Origin of the sequence: Hahella sp. HN01 (assembly GCF_018986435.1) — a bacterium.
Classification (GTDB): domain Bacteria; phylum Pseudomonadota; class Gammaproteobacteria; order Pseudomonadales; family Oleiphilaceae; genus Hahella.
This window is the reverse complement of sequence record NZ_JAHMIN010000001.1, coordinates 366,850-389,960: the sequence shown is the minus strand read 5'-3', so window position 1 is coordinate 389,960 and position 23,111 is coordinate 366,850. Positions and strand designations below refer to the sequence as shown.

Annotated in this window: 20 protein-coding genes; 17 read left to right on the top strand and 3 right to left on the bottom strand. The window is 55.3% G+C overall.

Going from position 1 to position 23,111, the window contains the following annotated elements; translation table 11 throughout:
• Window positions 1–204: 204 nt before the first annotated feature.
• Together KP814_RS01815 and KP814_RS01810 are read left to right on the top strand one after the other, a co-directional pair.
• Window positions 205–2,526: a glycoside hydrolase gene (locus tag KP814_RS01815; RefSeq protein ID WP_216735137.1), complete on the top strand. Its 2,322-nt coding sequence runs from the start codon at window positions 205–207 to the stop codon at window positions 2,524–2,526.
• A 15-nt stretch (window positions 2,527–2,541) separates the two neighbouring features.
• A complete protein-coding gene (locus KP814_RS01810; protein WP_216735136.1) occupies window positions 2,542–3,207 on the top strand; it encodes an SIMPL domain-containing protein in 666 nt (221 codons plus the stop codon).
• A 12-nt stretch (window positions 3,208–3,219) separates the two neighbouring features.
• On the opposite strand, the gene KP814_RS01805 is transcribed toward KP814_RS01810, so the two are convergent.
• A complete protein-coding gene (locus KP814_RS01805) occupies window positions 3,220–4,020 on the bottom strand; it encodes an ABC transporter substrate-binding protein (RefSeq protein ID WP_216735135.1) in 801 nt (266 codons plus the stop codon).
• A 211-nt stretch (window positions 4,021–4,231) separates the two neighbouring features.
• Between KP814_RS01805 and KP814_RS01800 the strand changes: the two genes are divergently transcribed.
• From KP814_RS01800 to KP814_RS01750, 11 genes are all read left to right on the top strand, one after another.
• Window positions 4,232–4,759: a dihydrofolate reductase family protein gene (locus KP814_RS01800; RefSeq protein WP_216735134.1), complete on the top strand. Its 528-nt coding sequence runs from the start codon at window positions 4,232–4,234 to the stop codon at window positions 4,757–4,759.
• Between the two features lie 138 nt (window positions 4,760–4,897).
• Window positions 4,898–5,470 (top strand): hypothetical protein, encoded by a 573-nt coding sequence (locus KP814_RS01795; protein WP_216735133.1) that lies wholly within the window; start codon window positions 4,898–4,900, stop codon window positions 5,468–5,470.
• A 50-nt stretch (window positions 5,471–5,520) separates the two neighbouring features.
• Window positions 5,521–6,342 carry an ABC transporter permease gene (locus KP814_RS01790; protein ID WP_011399150.1) on the top strand — a complete coding sequence of 274 codons (822 nt, stop codon included), beginning with the start codon at window positions 5,521–5,523 and terminating at the stop codon, window positions 6,340–6,342.
• A 106-nt stretch (window positions 6,343–6,448) separates the two neighbouring features.
• On the top strand, window positions 6,449–7,333 hold the full coding sequence (locus KP814_RS01785) for an ABC transporter ATP-binding protein (RefSeq protein ID WP_216735132.1): 885 nt from the start codon (window positions 6,449–6,451) through the stop codon (window positions 7,331–7,333).
• A gap of 17 nt (window positions 7,334–7,350) precedes the next feature.
• Window positions 7,351–9,069 (top strand): ABC transporter substrate-binding protein, encoded by a 1,719-nt coding sequence (locus tag KP814_RS01780; protein ID WP_216735131.1) that lies wholly within the window; start codon window positions 7,351–7,353, stop codon window positions 9,067–9,069.
• A gap of 11 nt (window positions 9,070–9,080) precedes the next feature.
• Entirely contained in the window at window positions 9,081–9,866 is a 786-nt protein-coding gene (locus KP814_RS01775) for a VWA domain-containing protein (protein WP_216735130.1), read from the top strand.
• A 36-nt stretch (window positions 9,867–9,902) separates the two neighbouring features.
• Entirely contained in the window at window positions 9,903–11,447 is a 1,545-nt protein-coding gene (locus tag KP814_RS01770) for a phosphate ABC transporter substrate-binding/OmpA family protein (protein WP_216735129.1), read from the top strand.
• 2 nt (window positions 11,448–11,449) lie between these two features.
• Entirely contained in the window at window positions 11,450–12,256 is an 807-nt protein-coding gene (locus KP814_RS01765) for a hypothetical protein (RefSeq protein ID WP_216735128.1), read from the top strand.
• A gap of 13 nt (window positions 12,257–12,269) precedes the next feature.
• A complete protein-coding gene (locus KP814_RS01760; RefSeq protein ID WP_216735127.1) occupies window positions 12,270–13,454 on the top strand; it encodes a toxic anion resistance protein in 1,185 nt (394 codons plus the stop codon).
• A 55-nt stretch (window positions 13,455–13,509) separates the two neighbouring features.
• Window positions 13,510–14,544, top strand: coding sequence for a putative urea ABC transporter substrate-binding protein (locus KP814_RS01755; RefSeq protein WP_216735126.1), 1,035 nt, complete (start codon window positions 13,510–13,512; stop codon window positions 14,542–14,544).
• A gap of 275 nt (window positions 14,545–14,819) precedes the next feature.
• Window positions 14,820–15,608: an acyl-CoA thioesterase II gene (locus KP814_RS01750; RefSeq protein WP_216735125.1), complete on the top strand. Its 789-nt coding sequence runs from the start codon at window positions 14,820–14,822 to the stop codon at window positions 15,606–15,608.
• 29 nt (window positions 15,609–15,637) lie between these two features.
• Here KP814_RS01750 and KP814_RS01745 read toward each other — a convergent pair whose 3' ends face one another.
• A complete protein-coding gene (locus KP814_RS01745; protein ID WP_216735124.1) occupies window positions 15,638–16,729 on the bottom strand; it encodes a PA0069 family radical SAM protein in 1,092 nt (363 codons plus the stop codon).
• A gap of 176 nt (window positions 16,730–16,905) precedes the next feature.
• Here KP814_RS01745 and KP814_RS01740 point away from each other — a divergent pair, with 176 nt between their 5' ends.
• Both KP814_RS01740 and KP814_RS01735 read left to right on the top strand, forming a co-directional pair.
• Complete coding sequence (locus KP814_RS01740; protein WP_216735123.1) at window positions 16,906–17,925, top strand: phospholipase A; 1,020 nt, start codon at window positions 16,906–16,908, stop codon at window positions 17,923–17,925.
• A 168-nt stretch (window positions 17,926–18,093) separates the two neighbouring features.
• Window positions 18,094–18,852, top strand: coding sequence for a transglycosylase SLT domain-containing protein (locus KP814_RS01735; protein WP_216735122.1), 759 nt, complete (start codon window positions 18,094–18,096; stop codon window positions 18,850–18,852).
• Between the two features lie 110 nt (window positions 18,853–18,962).
• Here KP814_RS01735 and KP814_RS01730 read toward each other — a convergent pair whose 3' ends face one another.
• Entirely contained in the window at window positions 18,963–19,226 is a 264-nt protein-coding gene (locus tag KP814_RS01730) for a hypothetical protein (RefSeq protein WP_041598903.1), read from the bottom strand.
• 175 nt (window positions 19,227–19,401) lie between these two features.
• Between KP814_RS01730 and parC the strand changes: the two genes are divergently transcribed.
• Complete coding sequence (gene parC, locus KP814_RS01725) at window positions 19,402–21,681, top strand: DNA topoisomerase IV subunit A (RefSeq protein ID WP_253938087.1); 2,280 nt, start codon at window positions 19,402–19,404, stop codon at window positions 21,679–21,681.
• A gap of 82 nt (window positions 21,682–21,763) precedes the next feature.
• On the top strand, window positions 21,764–22,993 hold the full coding sequence (gene serB, locus KP814_RS01720) for a phosphoserine phosphatase SerB (RefSeq protein WP_216735121.1): 1,230 nt from the start codon (window positions 21,764–21,766) through the stop codon (window positions 22,991–22,993).
• Window positions 22,994–23,111 lie beyond the last annotated feature (118 nt).

The window sequence follows — 23,111 nt, the reverse complement described above, 5'->3', positions numbered from 1 at the left end:
ACCGGGATACTTTTATTTTATAGTGCATTGGGCTTACACGTTTAAGTTCCCGGAGCATGGCGGCTTCTATTATCAATGACTTACCTATAAGACCAATCACTTATCCATAAGTCCGCGCCCAAATGCTCCTGTTGCTTTCATTCGGGAACCTGAGTGAGTTAAAGCGATACCTCGATCCAACTTCTATTCAAGTTATACGTAATTATGAAACGAATCTCCGTATTGGCGGCGCTATTATCCATGGCGTTGCAACCAACCTGGGCGGCGTCCGGGAATGCTCAACCGTTGCAAGTCGCCGTTGGCGACGACCTGTATCTGATCGATCCCGCCACGTTGGCGGTGACTGTACAGATGAATCAGACTCAATCTCCCGCCTCAGCGGCGGCGTTTGCTGTCGAAGACGTCAAAAATGTGGTGTTTGTGGAGGGAGACCAGCGCCATTGGCGTATTGCCCTGCAGGAAAACGCGTTTGACGTGAAAGTCGCTGTTGATCATGGCGCTCTGACTTTCGCCATCAGCGCCGATAAGCCCAAGACGCATATTGACTGGCCGACGTCGGCGGCGCGCCAGGTGTCCGCTTACGGCCTGCCATTGGGCGAGGGTTTTTATATCCCGGCCGATGATGCGGCGTGGGCGGATTGGTTACAGGAAAAGTACGACGAGTCCGCGGTGACGGAACTGCTGTCCATGCCGTTTTGGACGGAAGTGCGCGCTGGCGGCGACGGACAAGCCGGCTACTCTCTGACCTGGACATTGGAAAACCCCTTCAATACCGCCATGACTTTCAATCGGGATGAGGGCGCATTGCGTCTGGGCGTGAGTCATGAATTCTCGCCGCTGATGCCGGATCGGCCTTATCTGGTGCGTTTACAGAAGGGCGCGGCTACGCCTGTCGCCGGCGCCTTGGCTTATCGCGAGCTGTTGGAGCGTCAGGGGTTGCTGACGCTGGACGATAAACTCGCGCAAAACCCCAATGTAGCCAAGCTGGCTGGCGCGCCGCATATTTACCTGTGGAGCAGCGGTCTGATCAAGCCGGAGGATATTAAGAGCTGGCGTCCCTTCGTGCGTGAATTCGCCGCCAAGTACCAGACGCCGGGTCATCTCGCGCAAAAACTTTGGGCGCAGTGTGATAAAGAGGCGCGCAAGATGTTTACCCAGGCCTTCAAGGAGGCGCAGGGGGATGCGGGATTTGTCTCGAAATACTCTCGCGAGGCTATCGTCAGGGCGGTGAATGGGGCGTTGATCAAAGCCATCGATGCGCCGGCGCAGCATCCCTTACCGGGCGGACATGATCCCGCGATGGAAGTGCTGCGGGGAGACGCGATGCGCACGGCCATGCAGCAGGCGTTCGGCTCCATGATGGCCGAGCCGGAGTCCTGGGGCGGCGGTTTCTCCACGGACACCATCGCCGCGCTGCGCAAGGCCGGGCTGACCAGCGCCTGGCTGGGAGCCAACGACTGGCTGGATACCTTATGGCATCCGCAATCGGTGAAAGCTGCGAAGGCGGCGGGCTATCTGGTGGGAGTCTATGACAGCTACGGCAGCATTCACGCGCCGGATGAGCCGCGCACTTGGCTGACCGCCCAGGTCGGCCGCGAAAACTGGGAAAAGGCGCCCTACCGACGGGAAGACGGTAGTGTCGTCTCCGGTTTCTCCAGTGTGGGCGCCTACGCTAACCCAGTGGCGATTGAAGACTATGCGGAGCAGCGCATGACGGCGGTGACGCGTGAGGCCAAACTCAACAGTTTGTTCCTGGATGTGGACGCCACTGGCATGATCTATGAGGACTACACGGAAGGGCGCAAAACCAGTGAAGCGCAGGATGTGGCGGCGCGTACGCAACGATTGAATTTCCCACGGGAAGAACTGGCGCTGGTCACGGGGAGCGAAGGCGGCTCCGCGTTGTTTGCGAACGCCATTGAATTTGCTCATGGCATGACCATCACGCCGTTCAGCTGGACGGACCCTGACACTGGCAAGAACCGCCAATCCACCTATTATCGCGGCAACTACTGGCCGCCTGAGGCTCCCTCGCTGTTCTTCGCCACCAAACCGATCAAGCCGGCGCTGCGCAATATTTACTACAACCCCGCCTATCGCTTGCCGCTGTATCAGCTGGCGTTGCACGATAGCGTTGTGGCGACCCTGCACTGGGAATACCCCTCGCTGAAGTTCAAAGAAACCCGCGTGGACGTGGGGCTGCTGCAGTTGTTGTACATGATTCCGCCGATGTACCATCTGAACGCGGCGAATCAGAAGCGCGACCTGCCTGTTATCGCCACCTACGATAAAGTGTTCCGTCCCTGGCATGAAAAACTTTACAGTACGCGCATGACGGGGTTTGAGTTCCTGTCGCAGGATCGTCTGCTGCAATCCACCCGCTTCGCGGACGGCACGACGATTACCGCGAACTTTTCCTCTCAGGAGCGTAAAGCGGGTCAGTCAGCCATACCGGCCCAATCTGTGGCGATTGTATCGTCCGAGGGCGAGCGCAGCCTGATTCCATTGCGGGACATGCTGCAATAACAGGAGAGCTTGAGCATGAGCGAAAAATATCCCGATAGAATCACCATGGAAACCGTGGAGAAGGTGAAAGTGTCTCCCGACGCGGCGACGCTGGCGCTCAAGGTATCGGGGGAGTCTTCGGTGTTCACCACCGAAGCGTTGAAGAAGTTGAAGGATGTCAAAAGCCTTATCGATGGCTTGAAGCGGCTGGGGGTGGATGAAAGCAAGCTATCCCTTGAGAATATCCGCGTGACCTCTAAATCCGGCATGTTCGCCGGCGCTTCCTCGGTGACGTTCACGCTCAAGCTGCAATCGCTGGCGATTGCCGATGTGCCGCAAACTCTGGCCCTGGCGGCGACCACGAAAAACATCTCTCTGGAAGATATCCAGTGGGAGTATTCCTATCTGGAGACCAGGAAGCTGGAGATCATGAAGTCCGCCGCCAGGGAAAACAAAAAGCAGGCCTTGGAGCTGGCGGACGCCCTGGGTGTGCGCCTGATCGCCGTACACAGTCTCTATCCAAAATGGGACGAGCCTAACCGTCAGGCGATGGCGGGGCTGACCCGCAGCCGCAGTCTGATGAAAGCGCGAGGACCCGGCGGATGCGATGACAGTGAAGGCTTTGAACTGGCGATGAATCACTTGGATTATCTGGAGGTCGTCATCAAAGCGGAGTATCGGGTGTCGGAATTCGCGGCGTAGTCCGCAGCGCTGTCAGGGTTGATAGCGGGCGATAATTTCCTGTAGATCGCCGGAATCTTTCAGATCCTGCAGCACGGCGTCGATATCGGCCAGTAATTGTTTGCGCTGCGGCGTCACGGCGAAGCGAAACCACACGGTGCTGACATCCTGGTCGGAGAGGACGAATTGATTGCCCAGACGTTTCTCCTTGATCAACCACAGACCAACCATCTCATTGATAACGGCGCCGTCGACCCGGTCCGGCGTTTTTAGCAGATGCGACAGCATGATGCTTTCACTGTAATCTTCCTGACGCTTGATCAGGCCATCCTCAAAATAAGGGTCCAGCAACGGATAGTGGTAGCCGAAACGCACCACCAGGGTCATGCCTACCAATTCTTCGACTTTCTTAAATTGCAGATTGCGATCGCGCAGGGAAAAAATCACATCGCGATGGGGAATCACCGGTTTCGACCATAGAAACTGCGTTGGCGCATCCGTCCATTCCCGCGCCAGGGTCACCACATCCACATCGCCGGTTGCGAGCATGCTGTCGAGTCGCTTGCGGGGCAGGGCCATTAATTTGAGTTGGTAATTGCGCCGGTTCGCCACGGTAGCCAGCACTTCATACATGATGCCTTGCGGCTGGTTATGTTCGTCGTAGTAGGTGAACGGCGGAAAGCCGCCGCCATCGCTCATATTGAATCTGATCAGCCTGCTTTCCGGTGCGCTAGTCTGGGCGTCCTGGGCATGAACGGTCGGGGGTATAATAAACCATAGCGCGATGACGGCCAGCAATACGGCGCGGCGCCACGGATGATTAATAAAGTTCATTGTTCTATCATCGCCCCTTCGTCATGCGCTAAAAAACAGGCATTACTTGCCCAGAAAAACAGAGCGCTCTTGGGAGCTTATTATTTCCGGACTTAAGCATGTGACGTTGTCTTGCATTTAATTCTAGCTGTATTCCCGGAGAGCGTGTAATCAGCGCGGTTTTATTTGGCGACAACCGATAACCATTGAAAACTGTTAAGGTCTTTCGTGTATGGAAATAGTGTATTACGTGGCCGCCAGTCTTGACGGCTACATCGCCGATCTACAAGGAAAGGTGGACTGGCTGGCGTCTGTGGCGGATGAAAATGAAGACTATGGCTACGAGACGTTTTACAACGGCGTCGATGCGTTGGTCATGGGGAGCAAGACCTATCTCAAAGTGCTGGAGCTGGGCGCCTGGCCCTACCAGGGGAAACCGGTATGGGTGTTCTCCCGGCAGGAGGATTTAAAGCTCGCCCCGGGAGTGGAGCGTTGCGCCGGCGATCCCTCCACCTTAGTGGCGCATTTTCGGGCGCTGGATTACAAACGAATCTGGCTGGTGGGCGGCGGCGAGCTGCTGGCTTCCTTCCAGGAAGAAGACCTGGTGGACGAGTACATTATTTCCTATGTGCCCGTTTTACTGGGCCAGGGTATTCCGCTGTTTCCCCCCGTAGACGCCTGCGCGCGCCTGGACTTTCAGTTGGCGGAAACCTTCTCCAGCGGGCTGGTGCAGATGCGTTATAAGCGCATATGCGATTGAAATTTATAATTAAATGACGGAAAGTCATGAGAAACGGCGCTTTATACCCGTTCGTCGTCTCTTCTCCAGACGCCCGGCCTATACTGTGTAACTGACGTATAAACATTCGCTAGCTCGCTCAAACTCATGGAGACAACCATGGCATTACCCGAACGTGTGGCAAAATGGCACATCAAGCTGGACGATGACCAAATGACTGTGGCGGAAGCATTCGCCAGCATTCAGAGCATTGCTCTGAAACAGGAAGACATTCCGCTGATTATTCAGTTGGTGGAGAACCCCAAATTTGACATCCCCGGCGTCAATCTGTTCAACGGCGCCACCGGCCTGAAAGCGCATGATTATATCCACGTACTGCTGGGACGGGGCGTGGCGCCAAAAGATGAAGCCTTTGTGCTTGGCTTCACCATGGGCAGCACCAACCGGGTGACGACGACGGAAGAACGTTTATACAGCTTCTTCGCCAAGTATCTGTACCCCAAGGTCTATCAGATGAATGACGAAGACCTGCAGGTATACAAAGACGCCGTGCGACTGGGCTACGTCTCTGACTGTACGCCTCTGGACACAGTGGATTTCGAACAATATTCAAGTTACACCTTGAAAGAAGCCCGCGAGGCGATTGGCCTGGAGGTCGACCTGCTGAAGGCGTACTACGCCATCGAGAAAAAGCGTTATCCCGACAGCCGGGAGTCGCAGCGGAACTTGTAAACGGCGGACGCCGACAGCCACCATTCAATAAATATTAATARGGGATTTAGATGAAAAGACCCGCCATGCTGGGCCTGTTCGCCCAGCCGCCGCGACTGTTGAACGTGGTTCTGGCGCTGGCGCCATTTGTGATATTGATCGCGACCTATCTCATTGCTTCCGATATCCGCCTGGCTGATAACCCCAGCGACAAACTGCTGCCCAGCCTGCAACAGATGGGGGACGCTATTCACCGACTCGCTTTTGAGCCGGACCGGCGCAGTGGCGATTACGTGTTCTGGGCCGATACGCTGGCCAGTCTGCAACGTCTGGCGATAGGGCTGGCGCTCTCCACCCTGGTGGCGTTGATCATTGGCCTCAATATGGGGGCGTTCAATGGCCTCTATTCCCTGGGTAACCCCATTCTTACCTTTATTGCGATGATTCCTCCATTGGCGCTGTTGCCGATATTGTTCATATCCCTGGGCATTGGCGAGCTGGGTAAGGTCGCGCTTATTTTTATCGGGGTCTTTCCCATTATGACCCGGGACATGGCGCTGTCCGTGCGCAGCTTTCCTCGCGAACAGGTGGTGAAAGCCAAAACTCTGGGCGCTTCCGATCTGGCGGTGGTTTATAAAATACTGCTGCCACAAATGATGCCGCGCCTGATCACGGCGTTACGTCTGAGCATCGGCTCCGCATGGCTGTTTCTCATCGCCTCTGAAGCCATTGCGGCGACGGAAGGGCTGGGATACCGCATCTTCCTGGTGCGGCGCTACCTGAGCATGGATGTGATCATTCCCTATGTTATTTGGATCACTTTGCTGGGCTTTTTGATGGACTGGGCGCTGCGCTTGATATTGAAGTGGCGTTACAAGTGGTACGAACAATAGCGGGAATCGAGCGGGACCCGCGTTTGCGGACTACCCTGATTGAATGCGGACATAGCGGAACGGACCGGCGCAGACCGGCGACGCTTGAATCTTAGGATTGGAAACGATGCAGCCATTGCTTCATATAGAAGACGTATACAAGCAGTACGGTGACAAACAGGTGCTCGACAATATTGATTTGTCGGTGCGCAAAGGCGAGTTCTGTACCGTGGTCGGCCCCAGCGGTTGTGGCAAGTCCACACTGTTGCGACTCATCCTCGGACAGGAGCAGCCGACTGCCGGCAAAGTGGAGATCGCCGGGGAGCCGGCGCTGTTGCCGGACCTCAGTCGCGGCATTGTGTATCAACGTTACTCCCTGTTTCCCAATCGCACCGTGCTGGAAAACGTCATGCTGGGCAAGACGTTGACGCAGGGGCAATGGTGGAATCCCTGGTATCGCAACAAGGCCCACGAAGAAGAGGCCATGGCGATGCTGGCCCAGGTGCGACTGACGGATGCTGCGCGCAAGTATCCTCATGAACTGTCCGGCGGCATGCAGCAGCGGGTGGCTATCGCCCAGGCGCTGATCATGAAGCCACCCATTCTGCTGATGGACGAACCCTTCGGCGCTCTGGACCCGGACACCCGCGCGGACCTGCAGGTGCACCTGTTGGAACTGTGGGAAAAGGAACAACTGACGGTGTTCTTCGTGACCCACGACATGCATGAGGCCTGTTTGCTGGGGACGCGACTGCTGGTGTTGTCCCAGTATTATTCCGATGACCGGGGCGACCGTCACTTCGCCGGCCGGGGCGGCAAAATTGTCGCGGATCACCCGCTGCCGAAGGTGGCCACCAGCCGTGAGGTCATGCACACGGACGCCTTCAAAGAATTAATAGAACAAGTGAAGCAGGAAGGGTTTGACCCTGAATATCTGCAACACGTCAAAGATTTCAACCTCAAACATCCGGACTCATTCCAAACCTTGCTGGATGCGGAATATCGACGGTAAGTTATAAGGAATCCATTATGGTTAAACGCTCTCTTATTTCGGTACTGGCGCTGCTGGCCACCGCCTTCAGCGTGCTTTCCCACGCCAAGCCCGCCTATGTTGACTACAAGCCGATCAGCGAAGTGGTCAAGCTCAATGTCGGCGAAGTGAACACCCGCAGCCTCAGTGCGCCGGTCATAACCTGGGGTGGCGATATCGCCACGCTGCTGGCTAATGGCAATCAGACGCAAACCGCGAAAGGCTCCATCTTCGACAAGAAAGGCCTGCAACTGAAACTGTACCGGGAAGACGCCTTCGTCAATCAGGTCAAAAGCTATGTGGCCGGCGAAACACCGTTTTTGCGCGGCACGGTAGGCATGATCAGCGCGGCGGCGGAACTGTTGAATAAAGACCCGCGCACGCAGCCAGTGGTCATTTATCAACTGACCTGGTCTTCCGGCGGCGATGCATTGGTGGTGAAGTCCAATATTCGTAACGCCAAGGACCTGAAAGGCAAAACTATCGCAATTCAGGCATACGGCCCGCATGTTGATTACGCCGCCCGGATTCTGAAAGACGCAGGCTTGAGCTTCAAAGACGTCACGGTTCGCTGGTTGCCGGATCTTACTGGCACCAATAATGCGCCCATGGCGGCATTTTACGAGCAGGACGTGGACGCAGCGTTCGTCATCATCCCTGACGCATTGGCGCTGACCTCTGGCGGCAATGTAGGCTCTGGCTCTGAAGATTCGGTAAAAGGCGCGCGCATTCTGTTGTCCACCCGTACTGCGGACAAAGTTATCGCCGACGTCTACGCGGTAAGAAAGGACTATTTCGACGCCCATCGCAGCGAAGTGGAAGCCTTTGTCGCTGGGCTCCTTGAGGGCGAAGAGGCGTTGGGCAAGCTGTTCCAGAATAAAACCAAGGACGTCAAACCTTACCGGACTATGCTGGCGGCGGCGGGCAAACTGCTGCTGGACAGCGAAGAAGCTACCGCTGACGTGGAAGGCCTGTTCGCGGACGCGACCTTCGTCGGTCTGCAAGGCAACAAGCAATTCTTTACCGACAGCAACTATCCCCGTCGCTTCGACGCCCTGAGCAGCGAAGTACAAACCGGTCTGCAACAGGCGGGCATTCTGAGCAAGCCAGCGACGCTGGGGAAAGCGGCGTTCGACTATGGTTTCCTGGGCGCGGCGGTCAATGTTAAAGCGGAAGCGGCCAAGCCCCGCTTCGACGAAGAGAAGGTGGCGCAGCTGGTGAATCAGCGTCAGCAGCAACAGAGTCTGGCTGAAGGTGAGCTGTTCTCTTTCGAAGTGTTCTTCCAGCCTAATCAGAAGTCTTTCTCTATCGACCTGTATCAGGACTCTTTCGACAAAGTGGTCGAGCTGGCCAGCACTTACGGCGGCGCTATTATCACCGTAGAAGGCAACTCCGACCCGATGGAATACCTGCGCGCCAAGAAGAAAGGCGAGCAGGCGGTTGTGCTGGGACGCATCAAACAGTCCGCCCGCAACCTGAGCCTGGCCCGTGCGCAGGAAGTCCGCGACAACATCATTCAATATGCGGCGGGCAAGAACATCAGTCTGGACCCATCCCAGTTCGCGGTGGTGGGCAACGGTATCGCCAACCCGAAAACCGGTATTTGCGGTTCGGAGCCCTGTGCGCCGAAAAACCAGCAGGAATGGCGTTCGAACATGCGGGTGGAATTCCGCATTATTCAGGTTGAAGCTGAATCCGACGTATTCATGCCGTTGTAAGGGGATATGCGATGTTGAAGAAACTTTCAGTCTGTATCGCCCTGACGGCGCTGGCGGGGTGCGATAGCTCCTCCTCGCCAGCCTCGTCCTCCGCCCCGGCGGCGACCGCAGAGACGAAGTCTGCGCAGGCGGCTAAACCTACTGCGCTTTACGCCATGCGCCCGGCGGATAATCTTTGGCCGGCGACGCGTGAGCAAAGCGAATTGAGCGACAATCTGCTGGCGAAGAACTACTACATTGTGTTCGACGGCTCCGGCAGCATGGACAATACCGATTGCGGCGACGGCAAGCGCAAGCTGGATGTGGCTAAAACCGCGGTGAAAAAGTTCGTTGAGCAGTTGCCGGCTGACGCGAATGTTGGGGTTTACGCCTTTGACGGCCAGGGTGTTGGCGAGCGCACCCATCTCGCCACGCAGAATCGTCCGGTCGTAAAACAGATGATCGACCAGTTGGTCGCCGGCGGCGGTACGCCGCTGTCCGCGGGCCTGGAGGACGGCCAAGCCGCGTTGACTACACAGGCGGGCAAGCAACTGGGCTATGGCGAATATCACCTGGTGATCATCACGGACGGATTGGCCAGCCGTGGTTATGAAACCGATGGGGCGGTGCAGTCCATTCTGCAGAACACGCCGATCAACATTCATACCATTGGCTTCTGTATCGGCGACGATCACTCCTTACATCAGCCTGGGTTGACCTTTTACCGTTCTGCGAGCGACCCGGACAGTCTGATGGCGGGGCTGAATGAAGTATTGGCCGAAGCGCCGGACTTCACGCTCCTGGAATTTCAACAATAGAACGCAAGGCGACCTCAGGCAGTAGAGACTGGATGCATGAAAGCGCACGTTAAGATCGTAATCATCCTGCTGTTGGGCGGGCTGCTGGTGATGGCGGGAGTCAAAATATTCCTGCTGCAATCCCAGGAGGACCGCCAACTGCAGACCACAGACGCCAAGAACACCAAGGGAGCCATTCGCCTGGCCAGGGACAGCTGGGTGGGCTACTTCCCCTTGTGTTCGCCGGAAATGAATGCGCGCCTGCGCCGCCAGGGCTATCTGCTCGAATGCGTGGATGATCAGGCCGACTATCAGGACCGCTTCAAGCGTCTGAGCAAAGGCGAGTACACCTTTATCGTCGCCACGGTGGACAGTTATGTCCAGAACGGAGCGGCCGTGAATTATCCCGGTCCCATCATCTCGGTGATCGACGAAAGCAAGGGCGGCGACGCCATTGTGGCGCGTCAGTCCAAAGTAGCGGGCATTGAGGATTTACGAGCCGCAAACGGCGTCAAAGTGGCGTTTACGCCCAACTCGCCCAGCGAGCATCTGTTAAGGGCGATCCGCAGCCATTTTGATCTGACCGCGCTAAATCAGTCGACCTCATGGAAAATGCCGACCAACGGCTCCGGCGAGGCGCTGGACGCGCTGCTTAAAGGACAGGCGGACGTGGCGGTGGTGTGGGAGCCGGAAGTGACCCGGGCCTTGTCCAACGACGGCATTGTGCGTCTGCTGGGCACCGAGGACACCCAGAAGCTGATTGTGGATGTGCTGGTGGCCAACGCCACGGTGCTGCGCAAGGACCCGGAAATGGTGTCAGTGTTCCTGAAAGCGTATTACCAGACGCTGCAGCACTATCGTCGCAACCAGGATGAGCTGGTGAAAGCGCTGCGTGACGAATACGACCTCGACGTCAAACAGTCCAAAGAACTGCTGAGCGGCGTAGAGTGGAAGAGTCTCACTGAAAATGCGGAAGACTGGTTTGGCGTTGGACGCCGCAACGCCGGTCGTGAGTATCTGGTGGACACCATTGAGTCCGCGGTGGGCATTTTGCTCGACGACAAAGTGTTCAGCCGTAATCCCATACCGAACAACGATCCTTATCGACTGCTCACCAGCGCCCCCATCAAAGAGCTTTACGACACCCTGGCCACGGGTGAGTTCGCCGGCGAAAGCAGCTCTGCGGAGAAAGCGCGTTTTCGCGCGCTGGCCGCGTCCGAGTGGGAACGCCTGCGTGAGTTCGGCGCGCTGAAAGTGCGTCCGATTATCTTCGCCAGCGGAACGTCGGAGCTGACGCTGGAAGGCAAGCGCGAAGTGGATCTGTTGATGGAAAACCTGCAGCACTACCCGAACTTCCGTGTGGAAATTCGCGGACATACTGGCGTCAGGGGCGACGCGGAAGCGAACAAACGGCTTTCCCTGGACCGCGCCGAAGCGGTGTATCGCTATATCGAAGTCACCTATGAAATCGATCCGAACCGGTTCCGCTTTGTTGGTTTTGGCGGTGAAAAACCACTGCCGCAACTGCCGAACGAATCGTTGCGCGCCTACAACTACCGCCTGCCGCGGGTGGAAATCGTTTTGGTGAGTGGGGAAATCTAGGTATGACCTTTGACACCAAAGCGATCAAACCCGCCAAAATCAAAGCGGAGACGCTGAAAACCTCGCTGACTCAGCCGGTGACGCTATATCCCGCTTTGGTCGGCTTTCTGGGCGGCGCCGCGACCATGCTTTTTGGTGTGGGCGGCGCAACGCTGGGCGCCTTGGTAGGCGGCGCCGTATTGGCGCTGGGCGGCTGGTCCTGGGAGTATTTCGCCAAAGGCGGAGCTCACGCCAATCGCTACATTGAGCGGTACCGCAAAGCGCTGGAAGCGCAGCGCAAACAGGCCATCGCTCACCTTAATACGGAGTTGTCTAAACTGAATGCGGATGACGCCATCCAGCAGCTGCAGTTATTTCAGAAGAAGTTTGAGATCTTCAATCAGGTGCTCAATCGCAAACTGCAGTCCACGGAACTGACCTATAACCGCTATCTGGCGATGGCGGAGCAGGTGTATCTGAATGGCCTGGATAACCTGGAAGGCGTCTCTCTGTCCCTGCAGTCAGTCAGCGCGATTGACCGGGTCGCTATCGAGAGCAAGCTGCAGCGCATGGATGACGTTGACTCAGCGGAAGCGGAAAGAACCCGCGAGCAGCTCCGCGGTCGTTTGCATTTGTTCGATGAGCAAATGCAGCGTGTGCGCTCCCTTTATGCAGAAAACGAGGAAGCGTTGACCAAACTGGATCAGGTCAGCGCCCGTCTCGCCAATACGGATTTCAGTAGCGGTCGCGCCGCCATGGATATGGAGCAAGCGATCAAGGAACTGACCACACTAATTGAAAACTCGCAGCAATATGCGCAAAAAAAGTGATGAGGAATAACCAGTGAGCAATTTAATCCTGACCGAGAAAGAGAAAATAGAGAAGCAGGTCATTGCGGAAACCTCCAAATCTGAAGAGGTTGATCCCAAGCTGCAAGCGCAGGCTGACGAGCTGGTGGATAAATTGGTCGGCATCGATCTTCGCAATCTGGACCAGCGCGACGCTCAGGCCCGCGCCGTGGCCAATCTGGGTGAAACTGTGACGCGTAATATGGCGCAGCAAAGCGCAATGCTGAAACAGCCCATGGCCAATCTGCTGCGTGACGCTCAGGACGGCGGCCCGGTGGCGCAAGGCCTGCTGACGTTACAGGAGCAGGTGACCGACATCAATCCGAACCGGGTTGATTTCAACATGGGCGGCTTTCGTCGACTGCTGTCGATGATCCCAGGTGTGGGCACGCCTCTGGCGCGCTGGTTCGCGCGTTATCAAAGCGTTGAAGGTGTGATTCAGGACATCGTGGCGACGCTGAAAGACGGCAAGTCGCAACTGGAGCGGGATAACGTCACCTTGCGCAACGATCAGAAGCGTATGCGTGAACTGACCTTCCTGCTGCAGGACTACATCAAGCTGGGACAGTTGCTGGACAGACAGCTGACTTCTCAGGTGGAGCGCCAGGAAGATGAGGAGAAGCGTAAGTTTCTGGAAGAGGAAGTGCTGTTCCCGTTACGCCAGCGCATTATCGACCTGCAGCAGATGCTGGCGGTGAACCAGCAAGGCGTGTTGTCTACAGAAGTGATCATCCGCAATAACCAGGAATTGGTGCGCGGCGTTGATCGCGCCTGCAACGTGACTGTGACTGCGTTGTCCACGGCTTCCACATTGGCGCTGGCGTTACAGGCGCAGAAGAAAGTGCTGAAAGGCGTGCAGGCAGTGACTCAAACCACCAACGATTTGATTGCCGAAACCGCCAGCACATTGCGCACTCAGGGCGTGGAGATTCAAAAGCAGGCTTCCCAGGCGCAGCTGGACATCAATACGTTGAAGAAAGCCTTTACCGATGTGCAGGCCGCTTTGGAAGAACTCAGCAGCTTCCGTCGCAACGCCCTGCCCAAGATGGCGCAGTCTATTGTGGATATGGATGACCTGAGCGGCAAAATGGAGAAATCCATCCAGAAAATGGAAGGGGCGGAAGAAGCTCGCGTTTCTCTGGAAGACGCCATTGAAATTATTGATATCAATAAAGAATAACCGGCTGTCCGTTACTGACGACGGACGCAATACTTTGCAACAAGGAAAAAGATTTATGGTACGAAGCATAACCTCCATCATGATGTGCCTGGCGGTTTCCGCCTCCGCTTCAGCGGCGGATAAGTTCAAACTAGCCTGGTCCCATTACACTGGCTGGGAGCCCTGGGGCTACGCAGCGGATCAGGGCATCGTCAAGAAGTGGGCGGACAAATACGGCATTGAAATTGAAGTGCAGTTGATCAATGACTACGTTGAGTCTATCAACCTATACACCGCCAGCGACTTTGACGCGGTCACCGCGACTAATATGGACGCGTTGACGATTCCTTCCGTCAGCGGCGTGGACACGCAGGCGATTATCGTCGGCGACTACTCCAACGGCAATGACGGTATTGTCGTGAAAGGCGCGCACAGCGTGGCGGAGTTGAAAGGACGGGAAATCAACTTGGTGGAGTTTTCCGTATCCCATTACATGTTGGCGCGTGCACTGGATAAAAACGGCATGTCTGAAAGAGACGTCACGGTAGTGAATACCTCTGATGCGGACATCGCCAGCGCCTTTATATCCAGCTCCAAAGGCGCGGTGGTGACCTGGAATCCGCCTTTGCAGCAGGCGCGTAACGCCAAGGGCGCGCAGATGATTTTTGACTCGTCCATGATTCCAGGTGAAATTCTGGATATCACATTTGTGAAGACAGACGCGGATGAGCGTTTCAAAAAAGCCCTTACCGGCGCATGGTATGAAACCATGGCGACCATAAGCGGCGGCGCGGGCAGCAAAGAAGCGATCGAGTATATGGCGGAAGCCACTGGCGCCACGGTGCCTGAGTTTAAAGCTCAGCTGCGCACCACCGCGATGTTCTACACGCCCGCCGAAGCCCGCGACTACACCAAGTCCGACGCGATTGAGAAGACCATGGAGTACGTGCGTCAGTTCAGCTTCGACAAAGGTTTGTTTGGCGCTACCGCGCAGTCGGCTGACTTTGTCGGCATTCAGTTCGATAACGGCAAAGTGCTGGGTGACGAGAAGAACGTCAAGCTGCGCTTTACCAGTAAATATATGGACATGGCCGCACAGGGTTCCCTGTAACAGGCTTTTTGTCCTAGCGGGCGGGAAAGGCGATATCCCGCCCGTGCAGGCTTCAGTTTGCAGCTTTGAGTCGGTGGAATTGAAACCGGCTGGAAGGGGGATGGTGGAGCCTTGCAATTTAAAGTTAATGCTGTAAACATCGTTCGGTCGCAAGTGACGGCGACCGGCGAATAACGCTCGATCCTGTGTGCGCCTGATGGCGTGTAGCAGTATGACGTCAGGAGGCCAGGACATTTTTCGTCATGAAGCAATGTAAGCAATAAAGGTGAATTCCAATGCTTTTTTCCAAGCTCCTGGGAGAAGTTAGCGACTCAGTATGCGATGTAGAAATCGCCGAGGACTGGTCCCAAGGTCGCTCGACCTTTGGAGGGCTGGTAGCGGCGTTTATCTACGAAGCCATGCGCCAGTCGCTCTCCGAGGATCGCCCACTGCGTGAATTTAATATCTCGTTCGTCTCCCCCGTCGCCCCTACTAAATTGACCGTCGCCAGCGAGTTATTGCGCGAAGGCGGTTCAGTCAGCCAGGTGTTGGGCCGCGCTATTCAACAAGGGGAAGTGAAAGCCACGGCTTTCGCCAGTTTCGGCAAGGCGCGGGACACCATCATCAATGCATCCGGGGAAGCGACGCCAGAAGCGAAGGCCCCTGATCAGTGTATTGAAATGCCCTACATTAAAGGCGTCACGCCCGAGTTTACCCAGCATTTCAACTACTACTACGCTTATGGCAACCTGCCGTTCTCCGGCGTGCAGTCGAGAGAAATGGGTGGCTGGGTGCGCTTCCGCCAGCCGGAACCAGCGATTACGCTGGGGCACATTCTTGGATTGGTGGACGCCTGGCCGCCAGCGACCTTACCTTGGGTGAAAGCGCCGGCTCCCGCCAGCACGCTGACCTGGTCTATTCAGTTCCCGCAGCCAACGCCATCAATTCAGCCGGATGAGCTGTGTCTGTATAAGGCATACGTTGAGCACGCTTCGGAAGGGTATGCTTATACCCGCTCCAAGTTGTGGAACGCCAAAGGCGAGTTGGTGGCGCTCAGCCAGCAGACCGTAACGGTATTCGGCTAAGCCATACAGAGCGAGCCATAGGGCTCGCTCTACAAGGAAAACAGATCAATCTGCCCGGATGCCCCTGGCGGGGTGAACAGGTCTGTGCGCAGTGGAGAGTCCCGTCGTAGATTAAGTCCATTGCGCTTGGCGGCGATACTAAAGCGTTGCTCGATCAGACGGGCGAAGTGTCCCACGCCGCTTTGGCGAGTGCGGAAATCAGACTGATACAGCTCGCCATTTCTGCACTCTCTCAGCAAGTTGAGCGCCTTCTCCTTGCGCAGCGGATAGTGCTGCTGCAGCCAGTTTTCGTAAAGCTCCTTTAACTGATGAGGCAATCGCAACAGGATATAGCCGGCATTGAGTGCGCCGGCGTTGGCGCATTGGGTAACGATATCTTCAATTTCCGGATCGTTGATGCCGGGGATCACCGGAGCCACCATGACGCCAACGGGGATGCCTTCCCGGCGCAAGGTCTCTATCGCTTTGAGACGCGCTTTGGGACTCGCCGCGCGGGGTTCCAGGATATTTTTCAGTTTCACGTCCATGGTGGTGACGCTGATCATGACTTTGACCAGATTCTGAAACGCCAGCTCCCGCAACAGGTCTATATCGCGCAGTATGAGGTTGCTCTTGGTGATCAGTGTAACCGGGTGCTTGGTATCCACCATGACATTGAGCAGGCTGCGGGTGATTTTCAGTTGCCGTTCGGAGGGCTGATATGGGTCGGTGTTGCCGCCGATAGCAATGGTTTCGCAGCGGTAATTGCGCTGATCCAGAAAGACGCGCAGCTTTTCCGCTGCATTGGTTTTGCAGTAGATCTTGGTTTCAAAGTCGAGGCCCAGCGACAGGTCCAGGTACTCATGACTGGGGCGGGCGTAGCAGTAGACGCATCCATGTTCACATCCCTGATAGGGATTGATGGAGTAAGTGAAGGGAATATCGGGGGAATTATTCTTGCTGACAATGGACTGACAGCTTTGCTGGATATATTCCGTTTGCGGGTGCTTCTGATAAGCTTCGTCGTGGACTTCGCTCCACGCGGCGATTTCAGCGGGATCGCTCTCGCTGCGTTGCGGGTGAAAACGATTGTGTGGATTGGTCCCGGTTCCACGCCCTTTGCTTGCTTCGCCGTATTGCATAACCTGCCTCCAAAATACTGTTTAAATATACAGTGTTTTGTTTGGAGACGGCAACAGGAATTTTCTGCGGTATGTTCGGATCGTAATTTCGGGCTCAAACATAAATGATTGTAAGCTTTCGCGTATGATGTTAAATACGCTTTTGCTTCAGTAGGTTAGGAATAAATGGTGATTTAATGCGTTGGGGATTGTGTCTTTTGTTACTCGGGGCGACGACGGTTTTCGCCGAAGAAAACGAGACGCCTATATTGGCGTGCTATGAGCTGGAGGATGTACAGCAACGCCTGATTTGTTATGACAGCGTAGCCAAATCCCTGGGTAAGGAAGACGATCCCCAAACGGGCGCGGTAGAGGAGCAGAATGATGACCCCCTAGGCGATATCCGGCAACCCAGCGATATCGATAAGCGCCTGGAGTTTGAAACGACTTTCTCCGACAACCGATTCCTCATTATCCCTCACAAGCCCAACTATCTGCTGTTGTATTCCTATGTGGACGACCCCAACGAGATGCCATACAGCCCGACCAGAGAGCCTAGTATGGACCTGGAGAGTCAAAAGCACTCGGAGACCAAGTTCCAGATTAGTTTCAAAGTGCAATTGGCGCGTAACTTTATCCCCGAGCCCATGAGCCTCTGGTTTGCTTATACTCAGGTCTCTTTCTGGCAGTTGTATAACCAGTCACTGTCCGCGCCCTTTCGGGAAACCAATTACGAGCCCGAGCTGATTTTTTTGTTCCGTAATAACCTGAGCCTGTTTGGCTACACCTCTGAGCACTATGTGCTGGGATTGAGTCATCAGTCGAATGGGCGCACCGAGCCGACGTCGCGAAGCTGGAACCGCATCTATACGGCGTTCCTGTTCAATCAGGGAAGTATGACTTTCAGCGTTAAACCCTGGTGGCGTCTGCCGGAAAGCGGGGATGACGACGACAACCCCGATATTCACAACTATATGGGGTACGCAGAGTTTGGAGCGACCTATAAGCATAATGAGAACGTGGCCAGTATGCGCCTGTTCAACAACTTCCGCCGCAATGACAACCACACCACGGTGCAACTGTCCTACAGCTTCCCCTTGCAGGGGCGTTTGAAGGGATATATTGAGTATTACGATGGCTATGGCGAGAGTCTGATCGACTATAACCACCGCACGCAAAGGATTGGCTTTGGGGTGTTGCTCACAGACTGGTATTAAACTAAATGTCTGACGAGTCCGCCGGCCCGACGCCATCGCGCCGGCGAGGTTTTTTAATTATTTTGCTTTTGCTTAATTTTCAATAACAAAATACCAACGCGGCTTAAACAGCTTAAATTCCCTCGAAAATTAGAATGGCTCCATACAGATGTGATGGAGAAAGTGGGAATGAAGCAGAAAGTGGTCGCCGCTCATCCTTTAATTGAACAATATATCACGCCACTGTTTATCGCATTTATCGCCGCCTGCATGCTTGGCCTGGCCGTCAGCGCCTGGCGTTTCGGAGGGATGCAGAGCCTGTTTAATGCTCAAACTAGTCACGGGCAGTTACTGCCAGACGCTGATGCCTTACACGCCGCTTACTACTCCAATGCTGATCCGATTCACGATGCGGATCGTTTTCCGGGTCATGTGCCTCAATACGCTTACGCCAAAGAAGTGCGCAAGGTGGCGGTAGAGCTGGATATGGAAGAGCGTCTGCTATACGCCGTCGCCAGAACGGAATCCAGTTTGCGGTCAGACGTGCGTAGCGACAGGGGCGCTATGGGCCTGATGCAGGTGGTGGCGGGAGCGGGTGGCCGTGAAGCCTACAAGCGTCTGTACAAAAAGTCGCGAAACCCTACGGAAAAGGAACTGGCTGACCCTTATACCAATCTCAAGCTGGGCGGCGCTTATCTGAAAATTCTGAGACACCGCTACTTTGGTCAGGTCGAAGATCGGACGGTGCAGACCATGCTGGTGCTGGCGGCCTACAACTGGGGGCCAAGCAATGTACGACGGAAAATCGTCGGAAAATTCCCAGTACAAACTCGTGAGCAAGTGTTAAAAGCGCTGCAGCAGGACGCGCCCACGGAGACATACCAGTACGTCAGAAAAGTGATGCGTTATATGGATGAGTTCGCCAAGCTTTCCGGTCGGCCCGCGTAGGCTTATTGTTTTTAGTCGCCTGCGGTGACTCGGGTTTCCAGCCTGTGGAAAGTAGCGTTAGGGATGAGCGAATAAGCTCTTATTATGAATGAGAGGGCGGATAAATCCGGCTACTGCTTTTTCTTGATGGTTCTTACTGCGGCGATAATGCTCGCCAAAACAATACTGGCGCTTAAGTAGTAAGGCGCCGCCTGCCAATGTCCTGAAATGAGATAATCCATCGCCATCATCACCAGGAACGCGCTCATGCAAAATGGAAACAGGAACGGGGCCAGTTTGGCTCCGAGCACTGGAAATTTTGCTGGAAGCTGCGGAGCGGAAGGCTTGGCTGCGGCCAACTGCTCTTTCTGCTGAACGAAAATTTTGAATAACAAGTTAGCCTCCTTTGTTAAATGGAGTGAGGCGATCTTAGTGATTGCAGACCTTGCTCAAAATGCGTACAAGCCGCTACGTAGCAATGCGAATTTGACTTTATCTTGGGCCAGACCTTGCGTAGAGTACGGGTTTTGACAAATTCGAATGACGAGCTGAGCGAGCATTTAAGAATCTATGAGCATGATGTTTGAAGAGGGGATTGAGCGTCGTCCGCTAAAGGAATATACGGAAAAAGCCTACCTTGATTATTCCATGTACGTCATTCTGGATCGGGCGCTTCCCCATATCGGCGATGGCCTGAAGCCGGTGCAACGGCGCATTGTTTACGCCATGTCCGAACTTGGCCTGAGCGCCGCCTCCAAGCACAAAAAATCCGCCCGTACCGTCGGGGATGTGTTGGGTAAATTCCATCCTCATGGCGACTCCGCCTGTTATGAAGCCATGGTGTTGATGGCGCAGCCTTTTTCCTATCGTTATCCATTGATTGATGGACAGGGCAACTGGGGTTCTGCGGATGACCCCAAATCATTCGCCGCCATGCGTTACACCGAAGCTCGTCTGGCGAAGTACGCGGAAGTGTTGTTAAGCGAAATCGGTCTGGGCACGGTGGACTGGGTTCCCAACTTTGACGGCAGCCTGGATGAGCCGGCTTTACTGCCTGCGCGTTTGCCCAATCTTCTGCTAAACGGCACCACAGGCATCGCTGTCGGCATGGCGACGGACATTCCTCCCCATAATCTGAGGGAAGTGACGCAAGCCTGTATTCACATGCTGGATCACCCGAAAGCCACGGTGGAAGACCTGTGTGAATATATAGAAGGACCGGACTTCCCGTCCGGCGGTGAAATTGTCACCTCTCGCAGCGATCTGCGTCAGATTTACGAGACGGGACGCGGTTCCGTCAAAATGCGTGCGAAATACACCAAAGAAGGTCAGGACATCGTTGTCACTGAGCTTCCGCACCAAGTGTCCGGCGCCCGCATCATGGAGCAGATCGCCCAGCAAATGCAGGCCAAAAAACTGCCCATGGTGGCGGATCTGCGGGATGAGTCCGATCATGAGAATCCGACTCGACTGGTCATTATTCCTCGCTCCAATCGCATTGACGCAGAGCCTCTGATGGCGCACTTGTTCGCCACCACAGATCTGGAAAAGAACTATCGGGTCAACCTCAACGTAGTGGGCCTGGATGGACGTCCTGCGGTGAAAGACCTGCGCGTGCTGCTGCAGGAATGGCTGACGTTCCGGACGCAGACGGTCAGACGCAGACTGGAGCATCGCTTACAGAAGGTAATGGCGCGCCTGCATATTTTGGAAGGCTTGTTGGTTGCGTTCCTGAATATTGATGAAGTCATCGCGATTATCCGCAGTGAAGACAAGCCCAAACCCGTCCTGATGGAGCGTTTTGGCTTGAGCGATGTGCAGGCCGAGTACGTTCTGGACACCAAATTACGGCAACTGGCCCGCCTGGAAGAAATGAAAATCAGGGCGGAGCAGGATGAGCTGGAAAAAGAGCGTAAGAAACTCGAAGACATCCTGGGTTCTGAAGCAAAACTGCGTAAGCTGGTTAAGACCGAACTGAAGCAGGATATGGAGACGTTTGGCGACGAGCGCCGCTCTCCCATTGTTGAGCGTAAAGAAGCGCAGGCGTTCAGTGAAACTGACTTGATCGCCTCTGAGCCAGTGACTGTGGTGTTGTCAGAGAAGGGCTGGGTGCGGGCCGCCAAAGGTCATGATATCGACGCCGAAGGCCTCAGTTACAAAGCGGGCGACAAGTTCCTCGCCGCGGCCAAGGGGCGCAGTCACCAGAATGCCATCTTCCTTGACGATACTGGACGTTCCTATTGCGTGGCGGCGCATTCATTGCCTTCCGCCAGGGGCCAGGGCGAGCCGCTTACCGGGCGAGTCAATCCGCCTTCCGGCGCGGGCTTTACCCATGTGCTGATGGGGCCGGACTCCATGAAGGTGGTGCTGGCGTCAGACGCGGGTTATGGCTTTGTGGCCAAACTGGAAGATTTGCAATCGAAAAACCGTGCTGGCAAAGCCTTGATTTCCTTGCCGAAAGGCGCGTGCGTATCGCCGCCGATTCTGTTGGAGCGGCAAAACAACCCTCACTTGGTGGCGATCAGTAATGAAGGGCGAATGCTGGTGTTTCCCGTGAGCGAACTTCCAGAGCTGGCCAAAGGCAAGGGCAACAAGATCATCGGCATCCCCAGCGCTCGTGCGCAAGCTCGTGAAGAAGTCATGAGCAATCTGGCGGTGGTGGGTGAGAAAGACACCTTGGTGCTGCACGCGGGTAAACGTTTCCTCAAACTGACTTTCGATGACTTGAGCCATTATCTGGGTGAGCGCGGTCGCCGTGGGCACAAGCTGCCCCGTGGCCTGCAACGCGTCGACCGAGTGGAAATCATCGTTGATGAAAGCGCCGAACCGGTATCCCCGGAAGGCGAGTAAATCACATCTGTGCGCGTTCGTCCGGGCGCGCGATGTCCGCAATTATTCATAGCTAAGCAGTTAGATTGAGGTGGAAGACGCCGTGAGCGAAATACTACTGATTAATGTCTCTGGATATGACAAACCAGGACTGACTTCCTCGATCACCCGGATCATGGCTGAGCACGGGCTGATTATTTTGGATATCGGTCAGGCTGTTATACACGATTATCTAACCTGGGGCATATTGGTGCAGATTCCTGACAGCGAGGAATCCGCGAATGTTTTGAAGGAGCTGCTGTTTTGCATTCACGCCTTGAACTTGCAGGTGCAGTTCAAGCCGGTATCAGAGCAGGAATACTCCGAGTGGGCGAAAGGCAAGGGCAAAGAGCGCTATATTGTTACGCTGTTGGCGCGCGAGATCACCGCAGAGCAGATTGCACGGGTGTCCGGCATTACGGCTGACCATCATCTGAATATCGACAACATCAGCCGCTTGTCGAGCCGTCTGTCACTCTACGAAGACCGCACAAACGCCCAGGCCTGTATCGAGTTCGCCGTGCGCGGGACGCCGCAGAATCTGGATGCGTTAAAAGCGGAATTCCTGCATGTGTCGAATGACCTGAACCTGGATATCGCGTTTCAGAAAGACGATATCTATCGCCGCAATCGTCGTCTGGTGGTATTTGATATGGACTCCACGCTGATCGAAGCGGAAGTCATCGATGAGCTGGCCAAAGAAGCGGGTGTTGGCGAGCAGGTCTCTGAAATCACTGAAATGGCCATGCGCGGCGAACTGGATTTCTCGCAAAGCTTCCGCAAGCGAGTGGGGCTATTGAAAGGTCTCTCTGAGAGCGTTCTGGAAAGAGTGCAGGCGCGACTGGTGATGACGGAAGGCGCGGAAAAGCTGATTTCCCATCTGCGTATGCTGGGTTACAAGACTGCGATTCTCTCGGGCGGCTTCACTTATTTTGCGAAGGGACTCCAGGCCAAGTTGGGCATAGACTATGTGTACGCCAACGAGCTGGATATTAAAGACGGCGCAGTCACGGGTGAAGTGACCGGCAGGATTGTTGACGGTGCGCGCAAAGCGGAGCTGTTGCGGGAGATTGCGGAAAAAGAAGGCTTGCGTCTGGAGCAGGTGATTGCAGTGGGCGACGGCGCCAACGATCTGCCGATGCTGAGCGTGGCTGGACTGGGTATCGCCTTCCGCGCTAAACCTCTGGTGAAAGAATCCGCCAAGCACGCGATTTCCAATCTGGGGCTCGACAGCATTCTCTACTTGCTGGGGCTGCGGGAAAGCGACACTGCTTTGTTGGTGGGCGGCGAGTAAGCTGCTCTCCTGTCTAGTCCTGAATAGGCGCCAACTCTATTCAGGATGGGTCATCCAAAACAAAAAAGGCGGGCCTCAGGCCCGCCGTGAACACAGCAAAAGGAACGAATGTCGACGT

What these genes read in the sequence shown, in the direction of transcription:
- KP814_RS01740 (WP_216735123.1), top strand. Translation starts at nt 16,906, where the DNA reads ATGCGTTGGGGATTGTGTCTTTTGTTACTCGGGGCGACGACGGTTTTC.
- KP814_RS01750 (WP_216735125.1), top strand. Translation starts at nt 14,820, where the DNA reads ATGCTTTTTTCCAAGCTCCTGGGAGAAGTTAGCGACTCAGTATGCGAT.
- KP814_RS01755 (WP_216735126.1), top strand. Translation starts at nt 13,510, where the DNA reads ATGGTACGAAGCATAACCTCCATCATGATGTGCCTGGCGGTTTCCGCC.
- KP814_RS01785 (WP_216735132.1), top strand. Translation starts at nt 6,449, where the DNA reads ATGCAGCCATTGCTTCATATAGAAGACGTATACAAGCAGTACGGTGAC.
- KP814_RS01800 (WP_216735134.1), top strand. Translation starts at nt 4,232, where the DNA reads ATGGAAATAGTGTATTACGTGGCCGCCAGTCTTGACGGCTACATCGCC.
- KP814_RS01765 (WP_216735128.1), top strand. Translation starts at nt 11,450, where the DNA reads ATGACCTTTGACACCAAAGCGATCAAACCCGCCAAAATCAAAGCGGAG.
- KP814_RS01795 (WP_216735133.1), top strand. Translation starts at nt 4,898, where the DNA reads ATGGCATTACCCGAACGTGTGGCAAAATGGCACATCAAGCTGGACGAT.
- KP814_RS01780 (WP_216735131.1), top strand. Translation starts at nt 7,351, where the DNA reads ATGGTTAAACGCTCTCTTATTTCGGTACTGGCGCTGCTGGCCACCGCC.
- parC (WP_253938087.1), top strand. Translation starts at nt 19,402, where the DNA reads ATGAGCATGATGTTTGAAGAGGGGATTGAGCGTCGTCCGCTAAAGGAA.
- KP814_RS01815 (WP_216735137.1), top strand. Translation starts at nt 205, where the DNA reads ATGAAACGAATCTCCGTATTGGCGGCGCTATTATCCATGGCGTTGCAA.
- KP814_RS01775 (WP_216735130.1), top strand. Translation starts at nt 9,081, where the DNA reads ATGTTGAAGAAACTTTCAGTCTGTATCGCCCTGACGGCGCTGGCGGGG.
- KP814_RS01735 (WP_216735122.1), top strand. Translation starts at nt 18,094, where the DNA reads ATGAAGCAGAAAGTGGTCGCCGCTCATCCTTTAATTGAACAATATATC.
- KP814_RS01810 (WP_216735136.1), top strand. Translation starts at nt 2,542, where the DNA reads ATGAGCGAAAAATATCCCGATAGAATCACCATGGAAACCGTGGAGAAG.
- KP814_RS01805 (WP_216735135.1), bottom strand. Translation starts at nt 4,020, where the DNA reads ATGAACTTTATTAATCATCCGTGGCGCCGCGCCGTATTGCTGGCCGTC.
- KP814_RS01745 (WP_216735124.1), bottom strand. Translation starts at nt 16,729, where the DNA reads ATGCAATACGGCGAAGCAAGCAAAGGGCGTGGAACCGGGACCAATCCA.
- KP814_RS01790 (WP_011399150.1), top strand. Translation starts at nt 5,521, where the DNA reads ATGAAAAGACCCGCCATGCTGGGCCTGTTCGCCCAGCCGCCGCGACTG.
- KP814_RS01770 (WP_216735129.1), top strand. Translation starts at nt 9,903, where the DNA reads ATGAAAGCGCACGTTAAGATCGTAATCATCCTGCTGTTGGGCGGGCTG.